This window comes from Saccharopolyspora dendranthemae, assembly GCF_007829955.1.
In the GTDB taxonomy this organism is placed as follows: Bacteria; Actinomycetota; Actinomycetes; order Mycobacteriales; family Pseudonocardiaceae; genus Saccharopolyspora; species Saccharopolyspora dendranthemae.
This window is the reverse complement of the sequence record NZ_VIWX01000004.1, coordinates 75,888-96,698: the sequence shown is the minus strand read 5'-3', so window position 1 is coordinate 96,698 and position 20,811 is coordinate 75,888. Positions and strand designations below refer to the sequence as shown.

The following is a 20,811-nucleotide window of genomic DNA, read 5'->3' as shown; positions in this document are numbered from 1 at the left end:
TTCTTCCTCGTCAGACTGTGTCGTCCGCGCCTGTGTCGATTCCGAACAGGGCGGCGTTGATCGCGTTGTGCTTGCGGTCGCGGATGCGGGCGCGTGCGCGGTAGGCGTCGGGTCCCGAGCCGTAGGCGGCCTCGGTCTGCTCGACGAGCGAGGTGGTGGTGGATTCGTCGAGCTCCGGGCGGCCCAGCTCGGCCCAGCGGTCGGCCATGCCGACCCCGAGGTGCGCCATCATGTGGCGGATCCCGCCGGGCCCGCCTCCCAGGTGGAAGCTCTCGAACGGGCCGATGGTCGCGTAGCGACCGCCCAGCGACGCCTTCATCACGGTGTCGAGTTCCGCCGCGGACACGACGCCCTGCTGCACCAGCGACACCGACTCGCGCATGACCGCGCTCTGCAGCCGGTTGGCGACGAAGCCGGGAACCTCCTTGTGCACCCGCACCGGTGTCTTGCCCAGGTCTCGGTAGAACCCGATCGTCCGTTGCACGACCTCCTCCTCGGTCGTGCCGGGCACGATCTCCACCAGCGGCACGACCTGCGGCGGGTTGAACGGGTGGGCGATCAGCAGCCGCGCGGCCACGTCCTCGGGCAGCTCGGCGGCGATCGCGGAGGCCACGATCCCGGAGCTGGAGGAGGCCAGCACCGCATCGGCCGGGGCGTGCCGGGCGATCTCGGCGAACAGCCGCTGCTTGAACTCCAGCCGCTCCGGGCCGTTCTCCTGCACCAGCTGTGCGTTCTCCACCGCCTTGGCCAGGTCGTCGGTGGCGCTGATGCGTTCGCGCAGCGACGCGACCTGGGCGCCGGGCATGCTGTCGGCGAGCATCGGCAGCGCGTCGTCGATGGCCTCGTCGAGGTCCTCGCGCGGATCGGTGACCCGCACCTCCAGGCCGGCGTGCGCGAACAGCGCGGCCCACGCCAGCCCGATGGTCCCGGCGCCGACCACCGCCACGTTCGTCCACTCGGTTCTCATGCCTGAACCCCTTCCTCCGCCAGGTAGTCGTGGACCGGGGCGACTCCGGACAGCGTCAGATCGGTGATGATGTGGCTGGCCGAGACGACCTCGCGGACCGGCAGGTCGGCCAGCGGTGCCAGCGCGTGCTCGAACAGCTGCAACCGCGCAGGACCGGTGAACGCCTGCTTGACGGTGATGTCGGTGATGCGGGTGCGCACCAGCTCGGCGATCCGCGGCCGGTGGTCGTAGCCCGGGACGAGCTTGAGCATGTAGGTCGGCACGGTGATCTCGGCTTCGGCGGTGGCGAGATCCATCGGGAACCACTTGTAGCCCATCGTCGCCGTGGCGACCCGTTCCGAGCCGTAGTCCAGCGTCCCCACCAGCGCGGAGTCGTCGACCTTCAGCGCGGGATGGCCCATCACCTTCGGGTAGGCGCTGGCCTCCCGGCCCGCGACGGTGGCGGGGAAGTTGTTCAGGTACATCGCGTGCAGGTACTCGCCGCGCTCCTCGCCGAGGCGCACCGGAATCGCCTGGCCCGCTTCGACGTACGGGCCGAAGGAGGTGACCTCGCCCATGTTCATGATCTCGAAGCGCACCAGCGGTTCGTCGAACTCGAGCGGTTCGGGGACCACCGCGCGCAACGCCTCCGGATCGGTCCGGTAGACGACGTTGAGGTACTCGCGGTCGGTGAACCGCGCGACGGCCGGGGCGTAGGCCGGCGCGTTCAGCGGTGTCGCCACGTGCTGCAGGATTCGTTCGCGATTCATCGTCCCGTCCACTTCGGTGCGCGCTTCTCGGTGAAGGCCCGGACGCCCTCGGCGAAGTCGGCGGACTCGTGGAGCCTGCGGATCTCGCCTCGCTGCGCGGTGAAGGCCTCCGGTTCGGCCAACCGGTCGGAGTGCCGGACGACCTGCTTGACCGCGGCCAGCGCCAGCGGCGCGTTGGCGCTCAGCTCGGCCGCCAACTCCAGCGCGGCGTCGAGCGCGCCGCCGTCGGAGGTGACCCGGTTGACCAGGCCCAGCTCCGCCGCGCGGTCGGCGCCGATGGCGCGGCCGGTCAGCAGCAGCTCCAGGGCGAGGTGGTGCGGGATGCGCTTGGGCAGGCGGATCGCGCCGCCGCCTCCGGCGATCAGCCCGCGCTTGACCTCCGGCAGCGCGAACCGCGCACCGGCCGAGGCGACCACCAGGTCGCACGCCAGCGCCAGCTCGAACCCGCCGCCCATCGCGAATCCCTCGACCGCAGCGACCAGGGGCTTGGCGTTGTCGAACTCGGTGAGCCCGGCGAAGCCTCGGCCGTCGACGCTGGGGGATTCCCCGCGCGCGGCGGCCTTGAGATCCATGCCCGCGCTGAACGTGCCTGCCGAGCCGGTCAGCACTCCCACTCGCAGCTGCGGGTCGGAGTCGAGCTCGTCGACGGCCGCGGCGATGCCGTGAGCGACGTCGGCGTCGACCGCGTTGCGGGCCTCCGGCCGGTTGAGGGTGATCACCAGGACGTCACCGCGGTTCTCGGTGAGCACGGTGGTGTTCGGAGTGCTCATGCGGCGTTCCCCTCGTTGTCGTCGTCGAGCTCGGACATGACCGCGTCGGTGTCCTGGCCCGGGATGGGCGGGTGCAGGCGGATCGAGGCCGGGGTGGCGGAGAACTGCATCGGGACGCCCACCTGGCGGTAGCTGCCCTCGGTGGGGTGCTCGGCCAGGTCGAGGAGGTGGCCTTGCTGGACGTAGGGGTCGTCGGCGGCCTCGTCGAGCCGCAGCACCGGGCCGACCGGGATGCTGCACTCGGTGCACACCTGGATCCACTCGTCGGTGGTCAGGTTCGGCGTCACCGATTCCATGAGCTCGACCAGCGCCGTCCCGTGCTCCCGGGCGTCGATGTAGTCACCGGACAGGCGCGGATCGGCTGCGAGGTCGGGGCGCCCGGCGGCGGTGAACAGGTCGCGGAAGTTCTTCGGCGAGTACGGCATGATCATCGCGTAGCCGTCCTGGGTGGGACGGGCGCGGTGGCCGGTGTTCATCGACAGCGGGAACCCGGTGTCGGTCTCCGGTGGTTCGTAGATCCGGCCCTGCAGGTGCTCGACCAGGTTGAACGCCAGCATCGTGTCGGTCATCGGCACCTCGACCAGCTGTCCCTGCCCGGTCGCGCGCTGGTGGACCAGGGCGGCCAGCGCCGAGTAGGCGATGGTCAGCGCGGCGACCTTGTCCCCGAAGATGCTCGGGAGCACGACGGGTTCGCCGATGTCGCCCGCCCGCTGGGCGAGGTCGAGCAGCCCGGACGCGGCCTGCACGGTCTCGTCGTAGGCGGCGAGCTCGGCGCGGTCGGAGTCGGGGCGGAAGCCCTGGGCGTGTGCGTAGATCAGGTGCGGGTTGGCGGCGGCGAGGCTCTCGTAGTCCATGCCCAGGCGGCGCAGCGCGTTGATCCGCATGTTGGTGATCACGATGTCGGCGCTGCTGATGAGATCCTTGGCGCGCTGGGCGTCGTCGGCGTCCTTGAGGTCGAGCGCGACGCTGCGCTTGTTGCGGTTGACGTTCATCGCCAGCGGCGTCATGCCGGGGGTGCGGTGCACGGTGCCGAGGCGGACGGTGTCCTTCGGCGATTCGATCTTGATCACGTCGGCACCGAGATCGCCGAGGATCTGGGCCGCGTACGGGCCCATGACCACGGTCGCCATGTCGATGACGCGCACACCGGCCAGCGGACCGGAGGCGTTGTCAGCGGGGGTTGCCATCACCACTCCTAGTGCGTCGGGAAAACGTCCCGAAACGACTCATTTGCTTCGCTAACTACGTTAGGCCCGCAATGGAGAGGTGTTCAATTGATCAGTGGAACCGTATTGCGAACAATGGCGTGACCGCAGCGGTCACGCCGCGCGGACCGACAGCGATTCCTGCGCGTGCTCGATGAGTGAGCGCAGCTCAGGCTGCTCCTGAGTGCGATCCTGGCGCCAGATCAAACCGGTCGCGAGACTGGGGGAGAAGTCGTCGACGGGAAGCACGGTGATGTTCTCGTCACGCAATTTCTGCATTCCGCTCTGCGGGTCCAGCATGGAAATGGCGAATGCTCCACCATTGGCGATGATCTCCGCCGTGCTGCCGTAATCACCCGTGTCCAGCGTCATGCGGTGGTGGATCCCGGCCGCGGAGAGCCGCGCCTCGATCTCGTCCCAGTAGTCCGGCAGCATCCGCGACGCGGGACGCACGTAGGTCAGCCCCGCGAGCTCGTGCAGCGACACCGCCGCGCGGTCGGCGAAGTCCGCGGCAGGCAGCACCGCGCCCAGCGGCTCGCTCATCAGCTCGAACACCTCGATGCCCTCGGCGTGCACGGGCAGGTGCACGATGGCCATCGCCAGCTCGCCACGCTGGACCCCGAGCAGCAGTTCACGGCTACCGCCGGGCCACCGCTTCAGCTCGCACTCCTCGGCGCAGCCGCGGGTGAAGCCGGTCAGGCGCTCCCGCAAGGCCGAGTGCAGACCCGGTGGTACGCCGAGGTGCACCACCGGGCGGTGCCGCCCGGTGGCCTCGCGCAGCCGCCACGGCACGTCGTCGAACCGGCTCAGCGCATCGCGGGCGATCGGCAGCAGGGCCGTGCCCGACCCGGTCAGCCGCACGTGGTGCGAGTCGCGCTCGAACAGGACCGTCCCCAGCTCGCGTTCCAGGTCCCGGATCCGCTGGCTCAGCGGAGAGGTGGCCATGTGCAGCGACCGCGCGGCACCCGAGAAGCTCAGCTTCTCCGCCACGGCCACGAAGTATCGAAGATGAAAGATCTCCATCGCCTGCCAACAGTACGCCCACACCACCGAACCACCAGGTCAGGCGCCAGGGCGTCACCGGTAGGTGGTTCAGCTGGTGATGTCCTTGCGGTTGAAGCGCCAGATGGCGAGGGTGAGGAACACCGCCGCGTAGGAGAGGGCGGAGAACGAGCCGGTGATCATCGAGGAGAGGTCGACGTCCTCGCTGAGCAGGTCCGAGTACGCCGTGGAGAAGTGCGTGGGCAGGTAGTTGCGGAGATCGCCCAGCGCGGAGATCTGATCGATGATCTCCGACAGGATCGAGATGAGCACCGCGCCGCCCACCGCGCCCAGCGGTGCGTCGGTGTTGACGCTGAGGAACAGCGCGAGACCCGCGATCCAGCTGAGGTGGATCACCACGTAGGCCGTCGCGGCCGCGAGGCTGAGGGCACCGCGCGGGAACGTCAGGGCCTCCCCGGTGGTGCTGATCAGATCACCGGTGCCGAACCAGAACACGCCCACCGCCAGCGCGACCCCGACCAGCAGGACCACGCCGAGCACCGACAGCACCGCCGCGACCTTCGCCTTCTGCCGCAGCAACCGCGTCCGGGGGACCGGCGCGGCGAGCAGGTACTTCAGGCTCGACCAGGACGCTTCGCTCGCCACGGTGTCGCCGAAGAACAGCGCCACCACCACGACCAGCAGGAACCCGGTGGAGACGAACAGGGTGAACACGGCGAAGTTCAGCCCGCTGGCGGTCGCCATGTCGGCGAAGCTCCGCCCGCCGCGCGGGTCGTCCTCACCGAGCTCGAAGGCGGCGAGCAGCACCAGCGGCAGCAGGACCAGGAACGCCAGGGTCAGCCGCGTGCGCACCCGGCGCAGCTGGCGCGCGAGCTCCACCCGCATCGGCAGCGTGCGCTTGGCCGAGTAGCCCTCGGCGGCACCGTCGGTCTGCGGCACACCGAGCCGCGGGGCGCGCACCAGCGCAGTCTCCGGCTCCGGCAGGGCCACCTCGGTGGACGTGGTCGTTTCGTCGTCGCTCACCGCTGATCCTCTCCGACGAGCTGCAGGAAGGCGTCCTCCAGACGGCGCCGCGGGCCGACCTGGTGCACCGACACACCGGAGGCGACCAGCACGTTCACCGCCACCGCCGCTTGGTGCCCTGCGAGGTCGGCGTGCACCAGGTCGTCCTCGATCTCGACCAGGCCCAGCCCTTCGATGGTCCGCAGGGATTCGGCCGCCAGCTCCGGATCGTCGACGCGGAAGGTCGCCTCCCCGTTGACGGCCATGATCTCGGTGACGCTGCCCTCGGCGACGAGCTTGCCCGACTGCATGACCACGACGTGCGTGCAGGTCTGCTCGACCTCGGCGAGCAGGTGGCTGGAGACCAGCACCGCACGGCCGGTGGCGGCGTAGCGGCGCAGGATCTCGCGCATCTGGTGGATCTGCGGCGGGTCGAGACCGTTGGTCGGCTCGTCGAGCAGCAGCAGTTCCGGCAAGCCGAGCATGGCCTGCGCGATCGCCAGCCGCTGCTTCATGCCCTGGCTGTAGGTGCGGACCTTGCGCTTGGCGGAGTTCTCCAGACCGGCGATCTGCAGCACCTCGTCCAGGTGCGCGCGCAGCATCGGACGACCGGTCGCCGCCCAGTAGTGCCGCAGGTTGTCCACGCCGGACAGGTGGGGCAGGAAGCCCGGTGCCTCCACCAGAGCACCCACCCGGGACAGGACCGGAGCGCCGGCGTGCAGCCGGTGCCCGAAGATTCGGACCTCGCCTCGGGTCGGCCGCAGCAGTCCCAGCAGCATCCGCAGCGTGGTGGTCTTGCCTGCGCCGTTGGGGCCGAGGAGGCCGACGATCTGGCCGCGTTCGACCTGGATCGTGAGGTCGTCGACGGCGGCCTTCTTGCCCGGGTACGACTTGGTCAGCCCGGAGATCATGAGCGGCGTCTCGGCCTGGCGCGAGTCCGGGGCGTCGTTGAACTTGCGCCGGACCGCGGAGAGGGCCCACAGCAGCAGCGCCACCGTGAAGACCAGGCCGATGCCCACCAGGGGGCCGACCGGGACCGTTCCGGCGCTGGAGGAGGTCGCTCGCACCGACGGGATCGACACGGCGCCGTCGCCGGCCAGGGCCACCAGGTGCACCGACGGTTCCCTCGGCAACGCGTAGGCCTGATCGGTGGTGGCCACCGCGAGCTCGATCCGGTGACCGGTCTCCACCGGGTGCACGACACCGGGCAGCGCGACGTCGAACTCGACGGGCCTGCCGTCCGGGGGAACGCCTGCGATGTGCAGCGGGGACACGGCGTTGCCCAGGAGCTGGCGCTGCCCGTCCGGGCCGACGTCGTAGAGCTTGGCGAACAGCACGGCATCGGTGGGCTGCGGCTGTCCCGGGACCGCGGCGACCGCCAGCCGGGTGCGCGGGGTGCCGGAGATCAGCGTCTGCTCCTGCAACGGCTGCGTGCGGAACACCGCGACCTGCCCGGGCAGGTCCCGGGCCAAGGACTGACCGAGGCTGCCGGCAGCGTCGAGGACCTGGCCCGCGCCGGGAAGTGCGGTCGTGGCGGCCGGCGATCCGCCCGGCGGGTTGATCACCGGGGTGGCCGGCCCCTCCAGCGGGAGCGAGTAGCGGGGCGTGCGCGAATCGCGCAGACCGGGGTAGGCCGGTGCGGTCATCGTGCGCACCGGGATGTCGCCATCGCGCTGCGGCCGTCCCGCGATGTCGAACTGGAAGCCCGTGCCGGGATCCGGAACCGGTTCCACGCCGCCGAGGTGGAAGGCGAACCAGTCGGCGATGCGCCCGCGCACCTCCGGGCCGGGCGGGTTGCCGTCGTGGCCGCCGGCGAACCAGATCGTCTTGACCGCGCCGCCTGCTGCGGTGATCTGCCGCGCGTTGGCATCCGCCTGGTCCAGGCCGAACAGGGTGTCGCGCTCGCCCTGCACCAGCAGCGTCGGCTGGGTGACCCGCGAGTTGGTGGACTTGGGCGAGGATTTCGCCAGCAGGTCCAGGGTCGGCTGGCTCGCACGGCCGCGCTGCGCGACCTCGGAGTAGGCCGCGCACACCGCGGGAACGAAGTTCCCGCACGTCAGCGACGCTCCCGGGGTGGGGCGGGGCGCGCCGCCCGCGGAGAACAGGAGTCCGGTCCACGCCTGCTTGAAGACGCCGTCGGGGTTGAAGGAGCCACCTGCGGGGGTGGATCCGTCGATGCGCGCCTGGCTGGCGTTGTTGGGCAGCAGCGCCTGCCCGAGATCGTTGTAGGTCATCACCGGTGACACGGCGTCGACGCGGGGATCGGTGCCCGCCAGCATCAGCGCCAGCGCGCCGCCGTAGGAACCGCCGGTGACGCCGACGCGCGGATCGCCGTCGCGGTCGCGCAGCACCTCGGGCTGACGGGCCATCCAGTCCAGCAGCTGCCGGGCGTCGGTGACCTCGTAATCAGGGGAGTTCAGCGCGATCTGCCCGGTGCTGCGGCCGAATCCGCGCGCCGAGTAGGTCAGCACGGTGAAGCCGCGTCCGACCAGCTCCCGGGCCTGTTCGGCGGTGTCGTCCTTGCTGCCGCCGAAGCCGTGCGCGAGCAGGATCGCGGGAGCAGGGGTGTCGACGGGGGAGTAGAGCGTGACGTCGATCTGCACGCGTTCGGTTCCCCCGGGGCCGTCGAGCACGTCGACCATGGCCTCTCGGGGCTGCGGGGGCTGCGCCGCAGGTTGCAGCGGTTGCACCTGGCCGGACCACAGGAACGCACCCAGCACCACTAAGAGGACGCAAGGCACGGCGAGCAGGGCCAGGCCGGTGCGGCGACGAGGGGAGGCGGACACGCCATCGACAGTAGGTGAACTGAGCGGCACCAGTTTCATCCAGACGCGGGGGGAGTGCAAGACGCTATGAACCAGAGACCAAAGCGCAATCGGACACCTCGTCGTGCCCGTTCTCGTGTGGTCTTCGCCGCATCCCCGCGTGCGGTGCCCGAGTGATCGGGCCGACGTGATCGTATCGATCTACGGTGTGAACGCAACGCCTCCAGATCGCCCAGCGGGAGTGAACCGCATTGCCCCGTTCAGCGGTCCCGCATAGGTTCGTTCGGTGACTTGCAGTGCGAGTGGTCACCCCGCCTGGTGCGGAGACCCCGGCATACGTGACAATCTTGGCAAGTGGTGGAGGGGAGTATTCCTTCGCGACGGTGTCGTCATCACGGAACTTGCCTGGTCAAGCCCGGTGCCGTCGGCCGATACAACAGATCGGTGGAAGAGACCTCCGGTCCCGGACGTGTTCGCCCTGAACCGGAGGTGATTGATGGGTGCCGACCTGATGTTGCGCGCTGCACCTGCGCAGCAAGCCGCAGTCGACACGATGCACGTGCACTGGTGGGTGTGGGCAGCCACGCTCGGCGGACTCGCCCTGCTGTTGCTGCTCGACCTCGTGATCGTTGACCGCAAGCCGCACGAGGTGACCACCGCCGAAGCGGCGAAGTGGGTCACCTTCTACATCGCTTGCGCGATCGTGTTCGGCATCGGTGTGTGGATCTTCGGTGATCAGCACTTCGCCATCGAGTTCTTCACCGGTTACATCACCGAGTACTCGCTGAGCGTGGACAACCTGTTCATCTTCATGGTGATCATGTCCAGCTTCGCGGTGCCGTCGATCCACCAGCACAAGGTGCTGCTGATCGGCATCCTGCTCGCGCTGTTCATGCGCGGCATCTTCATCGCCGTCGGTGCGGCTCTGATCGCCCAGTTCGTGTGGATCTTCTTCATCTTCGGCGCCTTCCTCATCTGGACCGCGTTCAGCATGGTCCGCAAGAAGGACGAGGAAGAGGAGTACAAGGAGAACGCGCTCGTCCGCTGGGTCCGCAAGGTGTTCCCGGTGACCGACGACTACCACGAGTCCAAGCAGACCGTGAAGATCGACGGCAAGCGGTACCTGACGCCGATGTTCGTGGTGATCGTGGCCATCGGCAGCGCCGACCTGCTGTTCGCGGTCGACTCGATCCCGGCGATCTTCGGCATCACCCAGGACCCGTTCCTGGTGTTCACCGCCAACGCGTTCGCGCTGATGGGCCTGCGGCAGCTGTACTTCCTGCTCGGCGGCCTGGTGGACAAGCTGGTCTACCTGTCGGTCGGGCTCGCGGTCATCCTCGGCTTCATCGGCCTGAAGCTGATCCTGCACGCCTTCCACGAGTACCACCTGGTGCCGGAGTGGGCGGAGATCAACAACTGGATGTCGTTGGGCTTCATCGTGCTGACGCTGGCCATCACGACCTGGGCCAGCCTCGCGAAGTCCAAGCGGAACTCCTCGGAGGCCGAGGCCAACCAGGGCTGAGGCTCCGCAGCACTACCGGGAAATCCCCTCCGGACCAGATCCGGAGGGGATTTCTCTTGCGCGCGGAACGACTCCTCAGTCCAGGAGCGTGTAGCTGAGTTCCTGGCAGACGCGTCCGAGCGGGACGTCCAGGCCGGGATGGCTCAGCGGCAGCAGGACGTCCGGGGTGTCAGGCAGCGCCGTGTCCGCAGGGGGATCCCAGAGGCACACCGAGGGTTTTCCCGAGTCCATGGCGGACCGGTACCAGAGCCCGTCGAGCTCCGGGTAGGACGCGCGGATCGCCCGGGCCCACGCCTGGGTGCGGGATTTCGGCCCGCTGCTGATCGCCTGAGAAGCGCCGGCCCTGGTGGGCCAGAGGCCGGTGAGGTCCAGCAGTCGCAGCGTCCGTCGCGGGTGGAACAGCACCAGGTGCGGACTGCGCGTGCGACGGTCCACTGTGGAGGTCGCCTGGTACACCTCGGCGATGCAGGTCTGCACCGACAGCGAGAAGTACAGGACGCCGTGCTCGCGGGTGATCGTGGGTCCGCCCTGCGAGTTGGGCAGGTGCGGGTCGAACCGCGCGTGCGGCAGGGGGCCGGCGTAGCGGAAGCTGTTCCACTGCTGCGGGTGATTGCCGCCTGAGGTGAACACGCGCGCGAGCCTGGTGCTCGACGGCACCGCGATCACGTCCTCTGTTCGGCGGAGGATCGCCTGCAGCGCTGCAGGAGCAGGCGGCTGAGGAAGCCGTGCCAATTGTGGTCCCGGTGGTGGTCGCGATGGGGCTGGTCAGGCGGGGGTGCCGATGGCTGCGGCGAGCTCGGCGACTCGTTGTGGTTCGCCGCCGGCCAGCAGCCACTCTCGCGGACTCACGGGTCTGTCGTGGATCTCCAGTTCTTCCTGGGGTGTGGTCATGAAGTTCGCCAGCACGAGCGCGGGCTGGTCGGCGGGCATCCACGTGAGCACGACGTCCAGCCCGGGCAGCGCGTCGGAATCGCTGAACTGCCACGCGGGCAGCCGCCAGCCGCCGCGGTCCTTCCAGCCGATCAGGCGGCGTTCGCCGATGCGGTGGCGGATCCGGCTCGTGTCGACCCCGATGCGCGCGGCGGCCTGGCCGACCGACAGCGCGGTGTCGCGCAGCACGGTCTGCTCGGCGACGGTGCGGGCGCGCGGGTCGACCTCGGACTCGCCCAGCGGGGAGAGGTCCAGCCCGGTCGCGGCCAGCGCGGTGCGCTCCGCTTCGGTGAAGTGCGCGGCTGGGTCGACCTGCGGCGAGGTGAGCTTCTTGGCAGCGTCCTCGACGAGGTTGAGGAACTCGTTGGCCGTGACCTTCAAACCGGCCCGGGCCAACACGGTCTCCAGCGCGGCTGACATATGCCGAGGGTACCGCAGAGCGCACGAAATGCGTGCGCGATCGTGCGCGGACCCACCCGATGTCACCTGCGGTGCTGATGATGTTGCAGATGGTGACGATGTGGTTGCTCTGACCGGATTCTTGCTGCTGCGACGTCCGAGTGCTTGATCACCCGGCAGGAGGGGGCCCTGCTAGCGGATCGTCGGCGAATCGCCTCTTGACGGGAGCGCCGATCGATCGTTGACTTGGCCGTACCGACTGGTCGGTCTCACAGTGGAGGTGGCGCGTTGGGCAGCGTGTACGACGAACGACCGTGGCTGAAGCTCTACGACGGCGATCTGCCCGCCGAGATCGAGCCCGAGCACGCCACGATGCTCGATGTGCTGGCCGACACCGTCCGGGCCCACCCCGACGACGTCGCGCTCACCTACTTCGACGGGCGGCTGACCTTCACCGAGCTCGACGACCTCAGCGACGGGCTGGCCTGCCACCTGGCCGAGCGCGGCGTCGCCCAGGGCGACCGGGTCGCGGTCTACCTGCAGAACGTGCCGCAGTTCGCCATCGCCGTGCTCGCCGGGTGGAAGGCGGGGGCCATCGTCGTCCCGCTCAACCCGATGTACCGGACGCACGAGCTCACGAGGATCCTCGGCGACGCCGGGCCGACCGCCGTGATCTCCTCCGAGCGGGGCTGGCACGACGTGGTCAGCGGCGTCGCGACCGCGCTGGGCATCGACATCGCCGTCACCACCAGCGAACTCGACCTCCAGACCCGCGACGACCAGCGGCTGTTCGCCCGGGCCGAGCGCAGGCCCGCCGCCGGCTGCACCGATCTGCTGGCCGCCGCCCGCGCGCACGCCGGGCAGCGACCGCCCGCGGTCTCGCCGTCCGCATCGGACATCGCGCTGCTCGTCTACACCTCCGGCACCAGCGGCGTCCCCAAGGGCGCCACCAACACCCACGGCAACGTCGTGTTCAACGCCGAGGGCACGGCCCTGCGGCTCGACGAGGAGACCCCCGGCGGGATCTTCGCGCTCGCGCCGCTGTTCCACATCACCGGCCTGGTCGTGCAGTTCGCCGCCGCGCTGGCCGCCGGTCGGCAGCTGGACCTGGCCTACCGCTTCGAGCCCGGAGTCGTGCTCGACGCCCTCGCCGAGCACGGGGCCGCGTTCATGGTGGGGCCGTCCACGGCCTACATGGCGCTGATGAACCACCCCGAGGTCTCGGCCGAGCACTTCGCCTCGCTGAAGATGGTCCACTCCGGCGGAGCGCCGCTGCCCTCGGCGGTGGTCGAGGCGTTCCGGAAGCGCTTCGGCCTCTACATCCGCAACGGCTACGGGCTCACCGAGACCACCGCGACCGCGACCTCCGTGCCGCTGGGCCTGGAAGCCCCGGTCGACGCCGCCTCGGGCACGCTCGCGGTCGGGATCCCCACCTACAACGCGGTGTTGCGGGTGATCGACGAGGACGGGTCCGACCTGCCCGCCGGGGATGTCGGTGAGATCGTCATCGAGGGGCCGATGGTGGTCCCCGCCTACTGGAACAAGCCGGAGGAGACCGCCGCCGGCATCCGGGACGGCAGGCTGCGCACCGGCGACGTCGGGTTCATGGACGAGCACGGCTGGTTCTACGTGGTGGACCGGAAGAAGGACATGATCAACGCCTCCGGCTTCAAGGTGTGGCCGCGCGAGATCGAGGACGTCCTCTACGGACACCCCGCTGTGCGCGAAGCCGCCGTCGTCGGCGTTCCCGACGACTACCGCGGCGAGACCGTCAAGGCGTTCATCAGCCTCGCCCACGGCAGCACCGTCACCGGCGAGGAGCTCGTCGAGCACTGCAAGCGGCAGCTGGCCGCCTACAAGTACCCGCGGAGCGTCGAGATCATCGACGAACTCCCGAAAACCGCAACCGGGAAGATCCTGCGCCGACAACTGCGCGACACGACGCCAGCGGGCGAGTGACACGGAAGGAAGAACATTGAGCAAGCGTTTCGACGGGCGAGTGGCGATCGTGACCGGTGCCAGCCGGGGAATCGGACTGGCCATCGCCGAGCGGCTGGTCGCCGAAGGCGCCAAGGTCACCATCACGGCGCGCAAGCCGGAGCCGTTGGCCGAAGCCGTCGCGGGCCTCGGCGAGGGCAACGCGCTGGGCATCGCGGGCAAGGCCGACGACCTGGAGCACCAGGCCGAGACCGTCGCCAAGACCGTTGAGGCATTCGGCCGGGTCGACCTGCTGGTCAACAACACCGGCATCAACCCCGCCTACGGCCCGATGATGGACCTCGACCACGCCGTCGCGCAGAAGACCTTCCAGGTCAACGTGCTCGCCGCGCTGTCGTGGACCCAGCAGGTCTTCCGCGCCGGGATGGCCGAGCACGGCGGTTCGGTGCTCAACGTGTCCTCTGTGGCCGGTCTCAATCCCGCGCCCGGCATCGGCTTCTACGGTGCGACCAAGGCGATGCTGGCCCACATGACCCAGGAGCTGGCCGTGGAGCTCGCCCCGAAGGTGCGGGTCAACGCGATCGCGCCGGCCGTGGTCAAGACGAAGTTCGCCACCGCCCTCTACGCCGACAACGAGGCGGAGGTCGCCAGCGGTTACCCGTTGGGGCGCTTGGGAATTCCCTCGGACATCTCCGGTGCCGCGGCGTTCCTGCTCTCCGACGAGGCGTCCTGGGTCACCGGGCAGATCCTGGTGCTCGACGGCGGATCGACCCTGAAGGGCGGTATGTGAGGTGGACCTGTCCGATTCGGTCGTGGTGATCACCGGTGCCGGCAACGGCATCGGTGCGGCCATGGCGCACAAGTTCGCCGCGCTCGGCGCGAAACCGGTTCTCGGGGACCTCGATTCGGACGCGGTCGCCGCGGTCGCGGCCGAGGTCGGCGGCATCGCCGTGGCCGGCGATGCCGCGAGCGAGCAGGGCGTGGCGGATCTGGTCGCGGCGGCGATGGCCGAGCACGGCCGGATCGACGTGTTCTGCGCGAACGCCGGCATCGGGCGCAACGGCGGACCGGAGGCCGACGAGGACGCCTGGGCGGCCTCCTGGGAGGTCAACGTGATGTCCCACGTGCGCGCGGCACGGGCGGTGCTGCCGCACTGGCTGGAGCGCGGCGAGGGCCACTTCCTGGGCACCGCTTCGGCGGCCGGGCTGCTCACCATGCTCGGATCCGCGCCGTACTCGGTGACCAAGCACGCCGCCGTCGCCTTCGCCGAGTACCTCAACATCACCTACGCGGACAAGGGCATCACGGCGCAGGCGCTGTGCCCGCAGGGCGTGCGCACCCAGCTGCTGGAGGCGACCGGCGAGACCGGCCGGATCCTGATGGGCGCCACCGCCATCGAGGCCGTCGACGTCGCCGAGATCGTGGCGGAGAAGCTGGGTGGTGACGAGTTCCTGATCCTGCCCCACCCGGAGGTCGCCGACTACTACGCGTTGCGCGCGGCCCAGCCGGAGCGGTGGCAGGCGGGCATGCGCAAGCTGCAGCGCAAGGTCGAGTAGCGGCCCGTCTAGGCTTGCAGGAGGCATCGACAAGGGGAGGAACGATGGCGCGGTCGGCCAACGCACGTACGTCCAACGCGGCGGAGGCGGGAACCGAACCCGTACCGCAGCGGTTGCTGGCCGTGGCCACCCGGTTGTTCGCGGAGCAGGGCTTCGAAGCGACTTCGGTGCAGCAGATCGTCGACGCCGCGGGCGTCACCAAGGGCGCGATGTACCACTACTTCGGCTCCAAGGACGACCTGCTCTACGAGATCTACGCCCGGGTGCTGCGCGACCAGCAAGCGCGGCTGGACGTCGCGGCCGACAGCGACTCCCCGGTCCGGGAGCGGCTGCACTCGGCGGCCTCGGACGTCGTGGCCACCACGGCGGCCAACCTGGAGGACACGATCATCTTCTTCAGATCGATGCACCTGCTGCACGCCGACAAGCAGGCCGAGGTGCGCGCCGAGCGTCGCCGCTACCACGAGCGGGTGCGCGGGCTGATCGAGGAAGGCCAGACCACCGGGGTGTTCCGCACCGACAAGTCGGCGGACCTGGTGGTGGACTACTTCTTCGGCGCCGTGCACCACCTCGGGACCTGGTTCCGGGAGGACGGCAAGCTCACCGGCAAGGAGGTGGGCGAGCAGTTCGCCGACCTCCTCCTCGATTCCCTCCGCCCCTAGCACTTCGGCGCCCAGCGGGCGTGTCGGGCGTGGCAATTCCCAGTTTTAGTCCAAACCGAGCCATGATCATGTCCGAAATGTCGGCTCAGTTTGGACTAAAACTGGGATTCTCCGGTGACGGTCGCGCCGGATCGGGTGTTGAGGCGCGGTGTCTTCCGAGTTCGGGTGTCTTCCGGTTTCGGGTCTTGTGCGGTGAGCATGCGGGCGTGTTGGCTGCCGCAGTGGTCCTGCGAGGCTGCTGGAGGCGACGATGACCGAGACCGACGCGACGCGCTCACCGCGCCTGGACCGGGCGCTCAACCTGATCGAGCGGATCGGCAACAGGCTCCCCGAACCGTTCATCCTGTTCGGACTGCTGTTCCTGCTGGTCGCCATCGTGTCGACGGCGATATCGGCGTTCGGCGTCACGGTCACCATCCCAGGTGCCGAGAAGGCGACGCCGGTCCGCGGCGCCTTCACCGGCGAGGGCCTGGAATTCCTGTTCACGAAGATGGCGGAGAACTTCATCGGCTTCCCGCCGCTGGAAACCGTCGTCACGATCATGCTCGCGGTCGGCCTGGCCGAACGCACCGGCATGCTCACCGCGCTGATCAGGGCGTCCTTCGGCAATGCCCGACGTTCGGTGCTGCCTTACGCGGTCGGCCTGGTCGGGGTGAGCGCGAGCGTCATGGCCGACTCCTCGATGATCATCGTTCCGCCGCTGGCGGCGCTCGTGTTCAAGGCGGCGGGCCGCCACCCCGTCGCCGGCCTGCTGGGCGGATTCGCCGCGACCGGCGCCGGGTACTCGACGTCCGTGCTCGTGACCAGCCTGGACGCGCTGTTCTCCGGGGTCAGCAACAAGGTCGCCGAGACCCTGCCGAACCCGGGCACGCTGGTGACCCCGGTGTCGAACTACTACTTCAACGCCGTCTCGGCGGTCCTGCTGGGACTGCTGGCCGGGTTCCTCGTCGACCGGCTCATCGAGCCTCGCCTGGTCCGCACCGGGGTCCCGCGCGAGGCCGCCGACGGCGAGCAGGACGAGGACCTGAAGGTCGAGCTCGGAACCCCGGAGCGGCGGGGCCTGCTGTGGGCCGGGGCGGCGTTCCTGGTCACCGCCGCGCTGGTGCTGCTGCTGGTGCTCTGGCCGAACTCACCGCTGGCCAACTCCGATGGCGGGTTCCTGCCGGACTCGCCCCTGCTGGACTCGGTGACGACACTGATCTTCTTCGGGTTCGCCATCCCGGCCATCGCCTACGGCGCCAAAGCCGGTTCCATCAGCCGCGCCGCCGACGTGCCCCGGCTGATGGCGCTCGCGCTGCGCGACCTGTCCGGATTCCTGGTGCTGGCCTTCATGCTCGGCCAGTTCATCGCCCTGTTCAACTGGACGAACCTCGGTTCGCTGGTGGCCGTTTCGGGAGCGGACCTGCTGCAGGGCATGCATCTCGACGGCTATCCGGCCTTCCTCGGGTTCATGCTGCTGGCCTCGGTGCTGAACCTGTTCATCATCTCCGGATCCAGCCTGTGGACGCTGATGGCAGCGGTCTTCGTGCCGATGTTCGCGCTGCTGGGATTCGAGCCGGGCTTCGCCCAGGCGGCGTTCCGCGTCGGCGATTCCGCCACGCAGATCATGACGCCGCTGAACCCGTACATGATCATCATCCTGGGATACCTGCGCCGCTACGAACCCAGCGCGGGAATCGGCACCCTGGTCGCCCGCATGGTGCCCTTCGTGGTCCCGTTCTGGCTGCTGTGGGCGCTGGTCATGACCGTCTTCTACTTCGCCGACCTCCCGCTCGGGCCGGGCATGGGCATCCACATCCAGCCCTGACCAGAGGTGGGGCGGCCTCGACCGAGACCGCCCCACCTCGAAAGCCGTTGCTACAGGAGGACTCGCGAGAGGAACTCCGCCACGCAGGCGGGCTTGTCGGCTCCCTCGATCTCGACCGTGGCCTTGACCGCGAGCTGGAGACCGCCGTCGATCTCGGTGACGTCGATCAGCTCGGTCGTGGAGCGCACCCGGGCGCCGACCGGGACGGGGGAGGGGAAGCGGACCTTGTTGAGCCCGTAGTTGATCCCCATCTTGACGTTGTCGACCCGGAAGGTCTCCGAGTTCAGCTTCGGCAGCAGGCTCAGCGTGAGGAAGCCGTGCGCGATCGGCGTGCCGAACGGTCCCTGCTCGGCCTTCTCGACGTCGACGTGGATCCACTGGTGGTCGTGGGTCGCGTCGGCGAACGTGTTGACCTGCTCCTGGGTGATGGTCAACCACTCGCTGGTGCCCAGCTTCTCGCCCTTGGCGGCGAGGATCTCGTCCTTGCTGGTGAAAACCTTCATGCGCTTCCTCCGGGAAGGTCGACGAGTTCGGCGATCCGGGCGCGGTGCGCTTCGGCGATGCCGAACGTGAGCTGGGAGCTCTTGGCGCGGCCCAGGTACAGGTGCGCGGGGTGCTCCCAGGTCATGCCGATGCCACCGTGCAGCTGCAGGTGCTCCTCGGCGGCGCGGACCACCAGGTCCGAGACGTAGGCCTGGGCCATCGCCACCGCCAGTTCGGTCTCGGTGCCTGAGGCCAGGGCATCGGAGGCGTTGCGGGACACCGCGCGTGCCATGCTGATCTGGGTCCACAGGTCGGCGAGCCGGTGCTTCACGGCCTGGAACGACCCGATCTGCCTGCCGAACTGGTAGCGGGTCTTGCCGTACTCGACGGTGGCGTCCAGGCAGTGCTGCGCGAGGCCGACCTGCTCGGCCGCCAGCGTTCCCGCCGCCGTGACCAGCGCCTGGCGCAGGATCCGCTCCGCGTCGGTGCCGGAGGCGATGCGCACGCCCGCGGTGCCGTCCAGGACGAGCGTCCCGAAGCGGCGGGTCAGGTCCAGCGGCGTGGTCGGCGTGCTCGTCGCGGCCGAGGTGTCCACCAGGTACAGCGCCGAACCGTCGGCGTCGACTGCCGGGACCACGACGTGGTCGGCCACCTCGAGGTCGACCACGGCCGACACCGTGCCGGTCAGCGTCGAGTCGGTGGCCTTCACCGACTGCGGGAACGGTGCGTGCGGCAGGGTGGTCAGGCCGACCGCGACCGTGCCCACCTTCGAACCGTCCACCAGCTGCGGCAGCACGTCCTGCTCCGCGCAGCCCACCAGCGTCGTGGTGGCCAGCACCGCGCCGAGGAAGGGGACGGGCGCGACCGCGCGGCCGATCTCCTCGGCCACCACGGACAGCTCCCGGGCCGTGGCACCGGCGCCGCCGAGCTCCTCGGGCACCAGCAGTCCCGCCAGGCCCATCTCACCGGCCAGCGACCGCCACAGGGCCAGGTCGTACGGCTCGTCGCTCTCGACGCGGGCCAGGACAGCCGTCCAGTCGCAGCGGTCTCGCAGCACCCGGCGCACTCCGGAGCGCAGGTCCTCCTCGACCTCGGTGTAGAGCAGATCCGTCATCGCGGCAGCTCCTTCCACGGCTTGTCCTTGTCGGTGCGGATCTCCGGCGGCAAGCCCAGGACCCGCTCTGCGATGACGTTGCGCAGGATCTCGGACGTGCCGCCCTCGATCGTGTTGCCCTTCGCGCGCAGGTAGCGGAAACCGGGCCCGCGCTTGGTGAAGTCGGCGAACTCGGGCTGGCGGAACGTCCAGTCGTCGTACTCCAGGCCCTCCTCGCCCAGCAGCTCCAGCTGGTAGCCGGTGAGCCGCTGGTTGAGCTCGGCGAAGGCCGACTTGATCGCCGAACCTTCCGGTCCCGGCTCTCCGACGGCCATCTGCTGGCGGAGCCGGATGCTGGCGAGCCGCATGGCCTCGGCCTCCACCCACAGCTCCAGCAGTCGGTCGTGCAGACCGGGCGTGCGCTTCTCGGGGTGCTCCCGCCACTGCTCGGCGGCCGCGCCGATCAGGCCGCTCTCGCGGGGTGGCGTGCGACCGCCGATGGCGACGCGCTCGTTCATCAGCGTGCCCAGCGCCACCGACCAGCCCTGGCCGACGTCGCCGAGCCGCTGCGAGTCGGGGATGCGCACGCCGGAGAGGAAGACCTCGTTGAACTCGGCCTCGCCGGTGATCTGCCGCAGCGGGCGGACTTCCACGCCCGGCGCGGTCATGTCGCAGATGAAGTAGGTCAGGCCCTTGTGCTTGGGCTGGTCGGGGTCGGACCGGGTCACCAGGATCGCCCAGCGCGCCTCGTGCGCCAGCGACGTCCACACCTTCTGGCCGTCGACGACCCAGTCATCGCCGTCGCGAACGGCCTTGGTCGACAGCGCCGCGAGGTCCGAGCCCGCGCCCGGCTCGCTGAACAGCTGGCACCAGATCTCCTCGCCGGTCCACAGCGGACGCAGGTAGCGCGCGTGCTGCTCGGCGTTGCCGAACTTCAGGATCGTCGGGGCGGCCATGCCCAGCCCGATGACGTTCATGTGCGGGGAGTTGTCCGGCGCTCCCGCCTCGGCGAACGCGGCGTCGACGTCGGCCTGCAACTCGCGGGCCGCGCCCAGACCGCCCAGGCCCGCCGGAAAGTGCACCCAGGCCAGCCCGGCGTCGAACCGGGCCCGCAGGAACTCCAGCCGGTCCGTGGTCTCCGGGGAGTGCGCGGCCAGGAACTCCTGGACCCGGCCGCGCAGTTCGGTGGCGTCCACGTCGCTCACGCCTTCGGTCCGCCGGCGACGTAGATGACCTGGCCGGAGACGAAGCCCGAGCGCTCGTCGGCGAAGAAGGACACCGTGTTGGCGATGTCCTCCGGCTTGCCCGCGCGCGCGACCGGGATCTGCGAGATCGCGGCGGTGGTGAAGTCCTCGAAGGAGACCCCGACGCGCTCGGCGGTCGCCTTGGTCATGTCGGTGGCGATGAAGCCCGGTGCGATCGCGTTCGCGGTGATGCCGAACTTGCCCAGCTCGATGGCCAGCGTCTTGGTCAGGCCCTGCAGGCCGGCCTTGGCGGTGGAGTAGTTGGCCTGACCGCGGTTGCCCAGCGCCGAGGTCGACGAGAGGTTCACGATCCGGCCCCACTTGGCCTCGACCATGTGCTTCTGCACCGCTCGGGCCATCAGGAACGAGCCTCGCAGGTGCACGTTCATCACGATGTCCCAGTCGTCCTCGGACATCTTGAACAGCATGTTGTCGCGCAGCACGCCGGCGTTGTTCACCAGCACCGTCGGCGAGCCCAGCTCGGAGGCGATCCGGTCGACGGCGGTCTGCACCTTCTCGGCGTCGGCGACGTCGCAGCCCACTGCCAGCGCCTTGCCACCGCCGGACTCGATCGCCGAAACGGTGTCGGCGCACTGGTTCTCGTCGAGGTCGATGACGCCGACGGCGAACCCGTCCTCGGCAAGCCTCTTCGCGGTGGCGGCACCGATCCCGCGAGCGGCACCGGTGACGATCGCGACACGACTCTCAACCATGGAC

The 20,811-nt window shown here is 69.6% G+C and carries 19 protein-coding genes; 6 read left to right on the top strand and 13 right to left on the bottom strand.

Features of this window, described 5'->3' with window-relative positions:
- Positions 1 to 10: 10 nt before the first annotated feature.
- The 7 genes from FHU35_RS19200 to FHU35_RS19170 all read right to left on the bottom strand — a co-directional run bounded on the left by FHU35_RS19200 (position 11) and on the right by FHU35_RS19170 (position 8,337).
- Positions 11 to 967 carry a 3-hydroxyacyl-CoA dehydrogenase NAD-binding domain-containing protein gene (locus tag FHU35_RS19200; RefSeq protein WP_186459509.1) on the bottom strand — a complete coding sequence of 319 codons (957 nt, stop codon included), beginning with the start codon at positions 965 to 967 and terminating at the stop codon, positions 11 to 13.
- Positions 964 to 1,716, bottom strand: coding sequence for an acetoacetate decarboxylase (locus FHU35_RS19195; RefSeq protein WP_145741701.1), 753 nt, complete (start codon positions 1,714 to 1,716; stop codon positions 964 to 966). Before FHU35_RS19195 ends, FHU35_RS19200 begins: the two co-directional genes overlap by 4 nt.
- Complete coding sequence (locus FHU35_RS19190) at positions 1,713 to 2,486, bottom strand: crotonase/enoyl-CoA hydratase family protein (RefSeq protein ID WP_145741699.1); 774 nt, start codon at positions 2,484 to 2,486, stop codon at positions 1,713 to 1,715. Before FHU35_RS19190 ends, FHU35_RS19195 begins: the two co-directional genes overlap by 4 nt.
- Positions 2,483 to 3,673: a CaiB/BaiF CoA transferase family protein gene (locus FHU35_RS19185; RefSeq protein WP_145741696.1), complete on the bottom strand. Its 1,191-nt coding sequence runs from the start codon at positions 3,671 to 3,673 to the stop codon at positions 2,483 to 2,485. Before FHU35_RS19185 ends, FHU35_RS19190 begins: the two co-directional genes overlap by 4 nt.
- Before the next feature lie 132 nt (positions 3,674 to 3,805).
- Positions 3,806 to 4,714 carry a LysR family transcriptional regulator gene (locus FHU35_RS19180; protein ID WP_145741694.1) on the bottom strand — a complete coding sequence of 303 codons (909 nt, stop codon included), beginning with the start codon at positions 4,712 to 4,714 and terminating at the stop codon, positions 3,806 to 3,808.
- Between the two features lie 69 nt (positions 4,715 to 4,783).
- Positions 4,784 to 5,716, bottom strand: coding sequence for an ABC transporter permease subunit (locus FHU35_RS19175; protein ID WP_246110420.1), 933 nt, complete (start codon positions 5,714 to 5,716; stop codon positions 4,784 to 4,786).
- Entirely contained in the window at positions 5,713 to 8,337 is a 2,625-nt protein-coding gene (locus tag FHU35_RS19170) for an alpha/beta fold hydrolase (RefSeq protein WP_246110473.1), read from the bottom strand. The genes FHU35_RS19175 and FHU35_RS19170 overlap by 4 nt, the downstream gene beginning before the upstream one ends.
- A 676-nt stretch (positions 8,338 to 9,013) precedes the next feature.
- Between FHU35_RS19170 and FHU35_RS19165 the strand changes: the two genes are divergently transcribed.
- Complete coding sequence (locus FHU35_RS19165; RefSeq protein ID WP_186459539.1) at positions 9,014 to 9,982, top strand: TerC family protein; 969 nt, start codon at positions 9,014 to 9,016, stop codon at positions 9,980 to 9,982.
- A 75-nt stretch (positions 9,983 to 10,057) separates the two neighbouring features.
- Here FHU35_RS19165 and FHU35_RS19160 read toward each other — a convergent pair whose 3' ends face one another.
- A complete protein-coding gene (locus FHU35_RS19160) occupies positions 10,058 to 10,714 on the bottom strand; it encodes an RES family NAD+ phosphorylase (RefSeq protein ID WP_186459508.1) in 657 nt (218 codons plus the stop codon).
- 33 nt (positions 10,715 to 10,747) lie between these two features.
- Positions 10,748 to 11,332, bottom strand: coding sequence for a DNA-binding protein (locus FHU35_RS19155; protein WP_145741688.1), 585 nt, complete (start codon positions 11,330 to 11,332; stop codon positions 10,748 to 10,750).
- Between the two features lie 267 nt (positions 11,333 to 11,599).
- Between FHU35_RS19155 and FHU35_RS19150 the strand changes: the two genes are divergently transcribed.
- From FHU35_RS19150 to FHU35_RS19130, 5 genes are all read left to right on the top strand, one after another.
- Positions 11,600 to 13,270, top strand: a complete 1,671-nt coding sequence (locus FHU35_RS19150) for a class I adenylate-forming enzyme family protein (protein ID WP_246110419.1) — start codon at positions 11,600 to 11,602, stop codon at positions 13,268 to 13,270.
- A 16-nt stretch (positions 13,271 to 13,286) separates the two neighbouring features.
- Positions 13,287 to 14,039: an SDR family oxidoreductase gene (locus FHU35_RS19145; protein WP_145741686.1), complete on the top strand. Its 753-nt coding sequence runs from the start codon at positions 13,287 to 13,289 to the stop codon at positions 14,037 to 14,039.
- Positions 14,040 to 14,100: 61 nt separating this feature from the next.
- Entirely contained in the window at positions 14,101 to 14,805 is a 705-nt protein-coding gene (locus FHU35_RS19140; protein WP_145742586.1) for an SDR family oxidoreductase, read from the top strand.
- A gap of 44 nt (positions 14,806 to 14,849) precedes the next feature.
- Positions 14,850 to 15,467: a TetR/AcrR family transcriptional regulator gene (locus FHU35_RS19135; RefSeq protein ID WP_145741684.1), complete on the top strand. Its 618-nt coding sequence runs from the start codon at positions 14,850 to 14,852 to the stop codon at positions 15,465 to 15,467.
- A 250-nt stretch (positions 15,468 to 15,717) separates the two neighbouring features.
- A complete protein-coding gene (locus FHU35_RS19130; protein WP_145741682.1) occupies positions 15,718 to 17,274 on the top strand; it encodes an AbgT family transporter in 1,557 nt (518 codons plus the stop codon).
- Between the two features lie 50 nt (positions 17,275 to 17,324).
- Here the strand turns inward: FHU35_RS19130 and FHU35_RS19125 are convergent, their stop codons facing one another.
- From FHU35_RS19125 to fabG, 4 genes are read right to left on the bottom strand one after another with little or no spacing between them, the layout of a single operon-like run.
- Positions 17,325 to 17,777, bottom strand: coding sequence for a MaoC family dehydratase (locus tag FHU35_RS19125; protein WP_145741680.1), 453 nt, complete (start codon positions 17,775 to 17,777; stop codon positions 17,325 to 17,327).
- Entirely contained in the window at positions 17,774 to 18,871 is a 1,098-nt protein-coding gene (locus FHU35_RS19120) for an acyl-CoA dehydrogenase family protein (protein ID WP_145741678.1), read from the bottom strand. Before FHU35_RS19120 ends, FHU35_RS19125 begins: the two co-directional genes overlap by 4 nt.
- On the bottom strand, positions 18,868 to 20,046 hold the full coding sequence (locus FHU35_RS19115) for an acyl-CoA dehydrogenase family protein (protein ID WP_425474164.1): 1,179 nt from the start codon (positions 20,044 to 20,046) through the stop codon (positions 18,868 to 18,870). Before FHU35_RS19115 ends, FHU35_RS19120 begins: the two co-directional genes overlap by 4 nt.
- 5 nt (positions 20,047 to 20,051) lie before the next feature.
- Positions 20,052 to 20,807: a 3-oxoacyl-ACP reductase FabG gene (gene fabG, locus FHU35_RS19110; RefSeq protein ID WP_145741674.1), complete on the bottom strand. Its 756-nt coding sequence runs from the start codon at positions 20,805 to 20,807 to the stop codon at positions 20,052 to 20,054.
- Positions 20,808 to 20,811 lie beyond the last annotated feature (4 nt).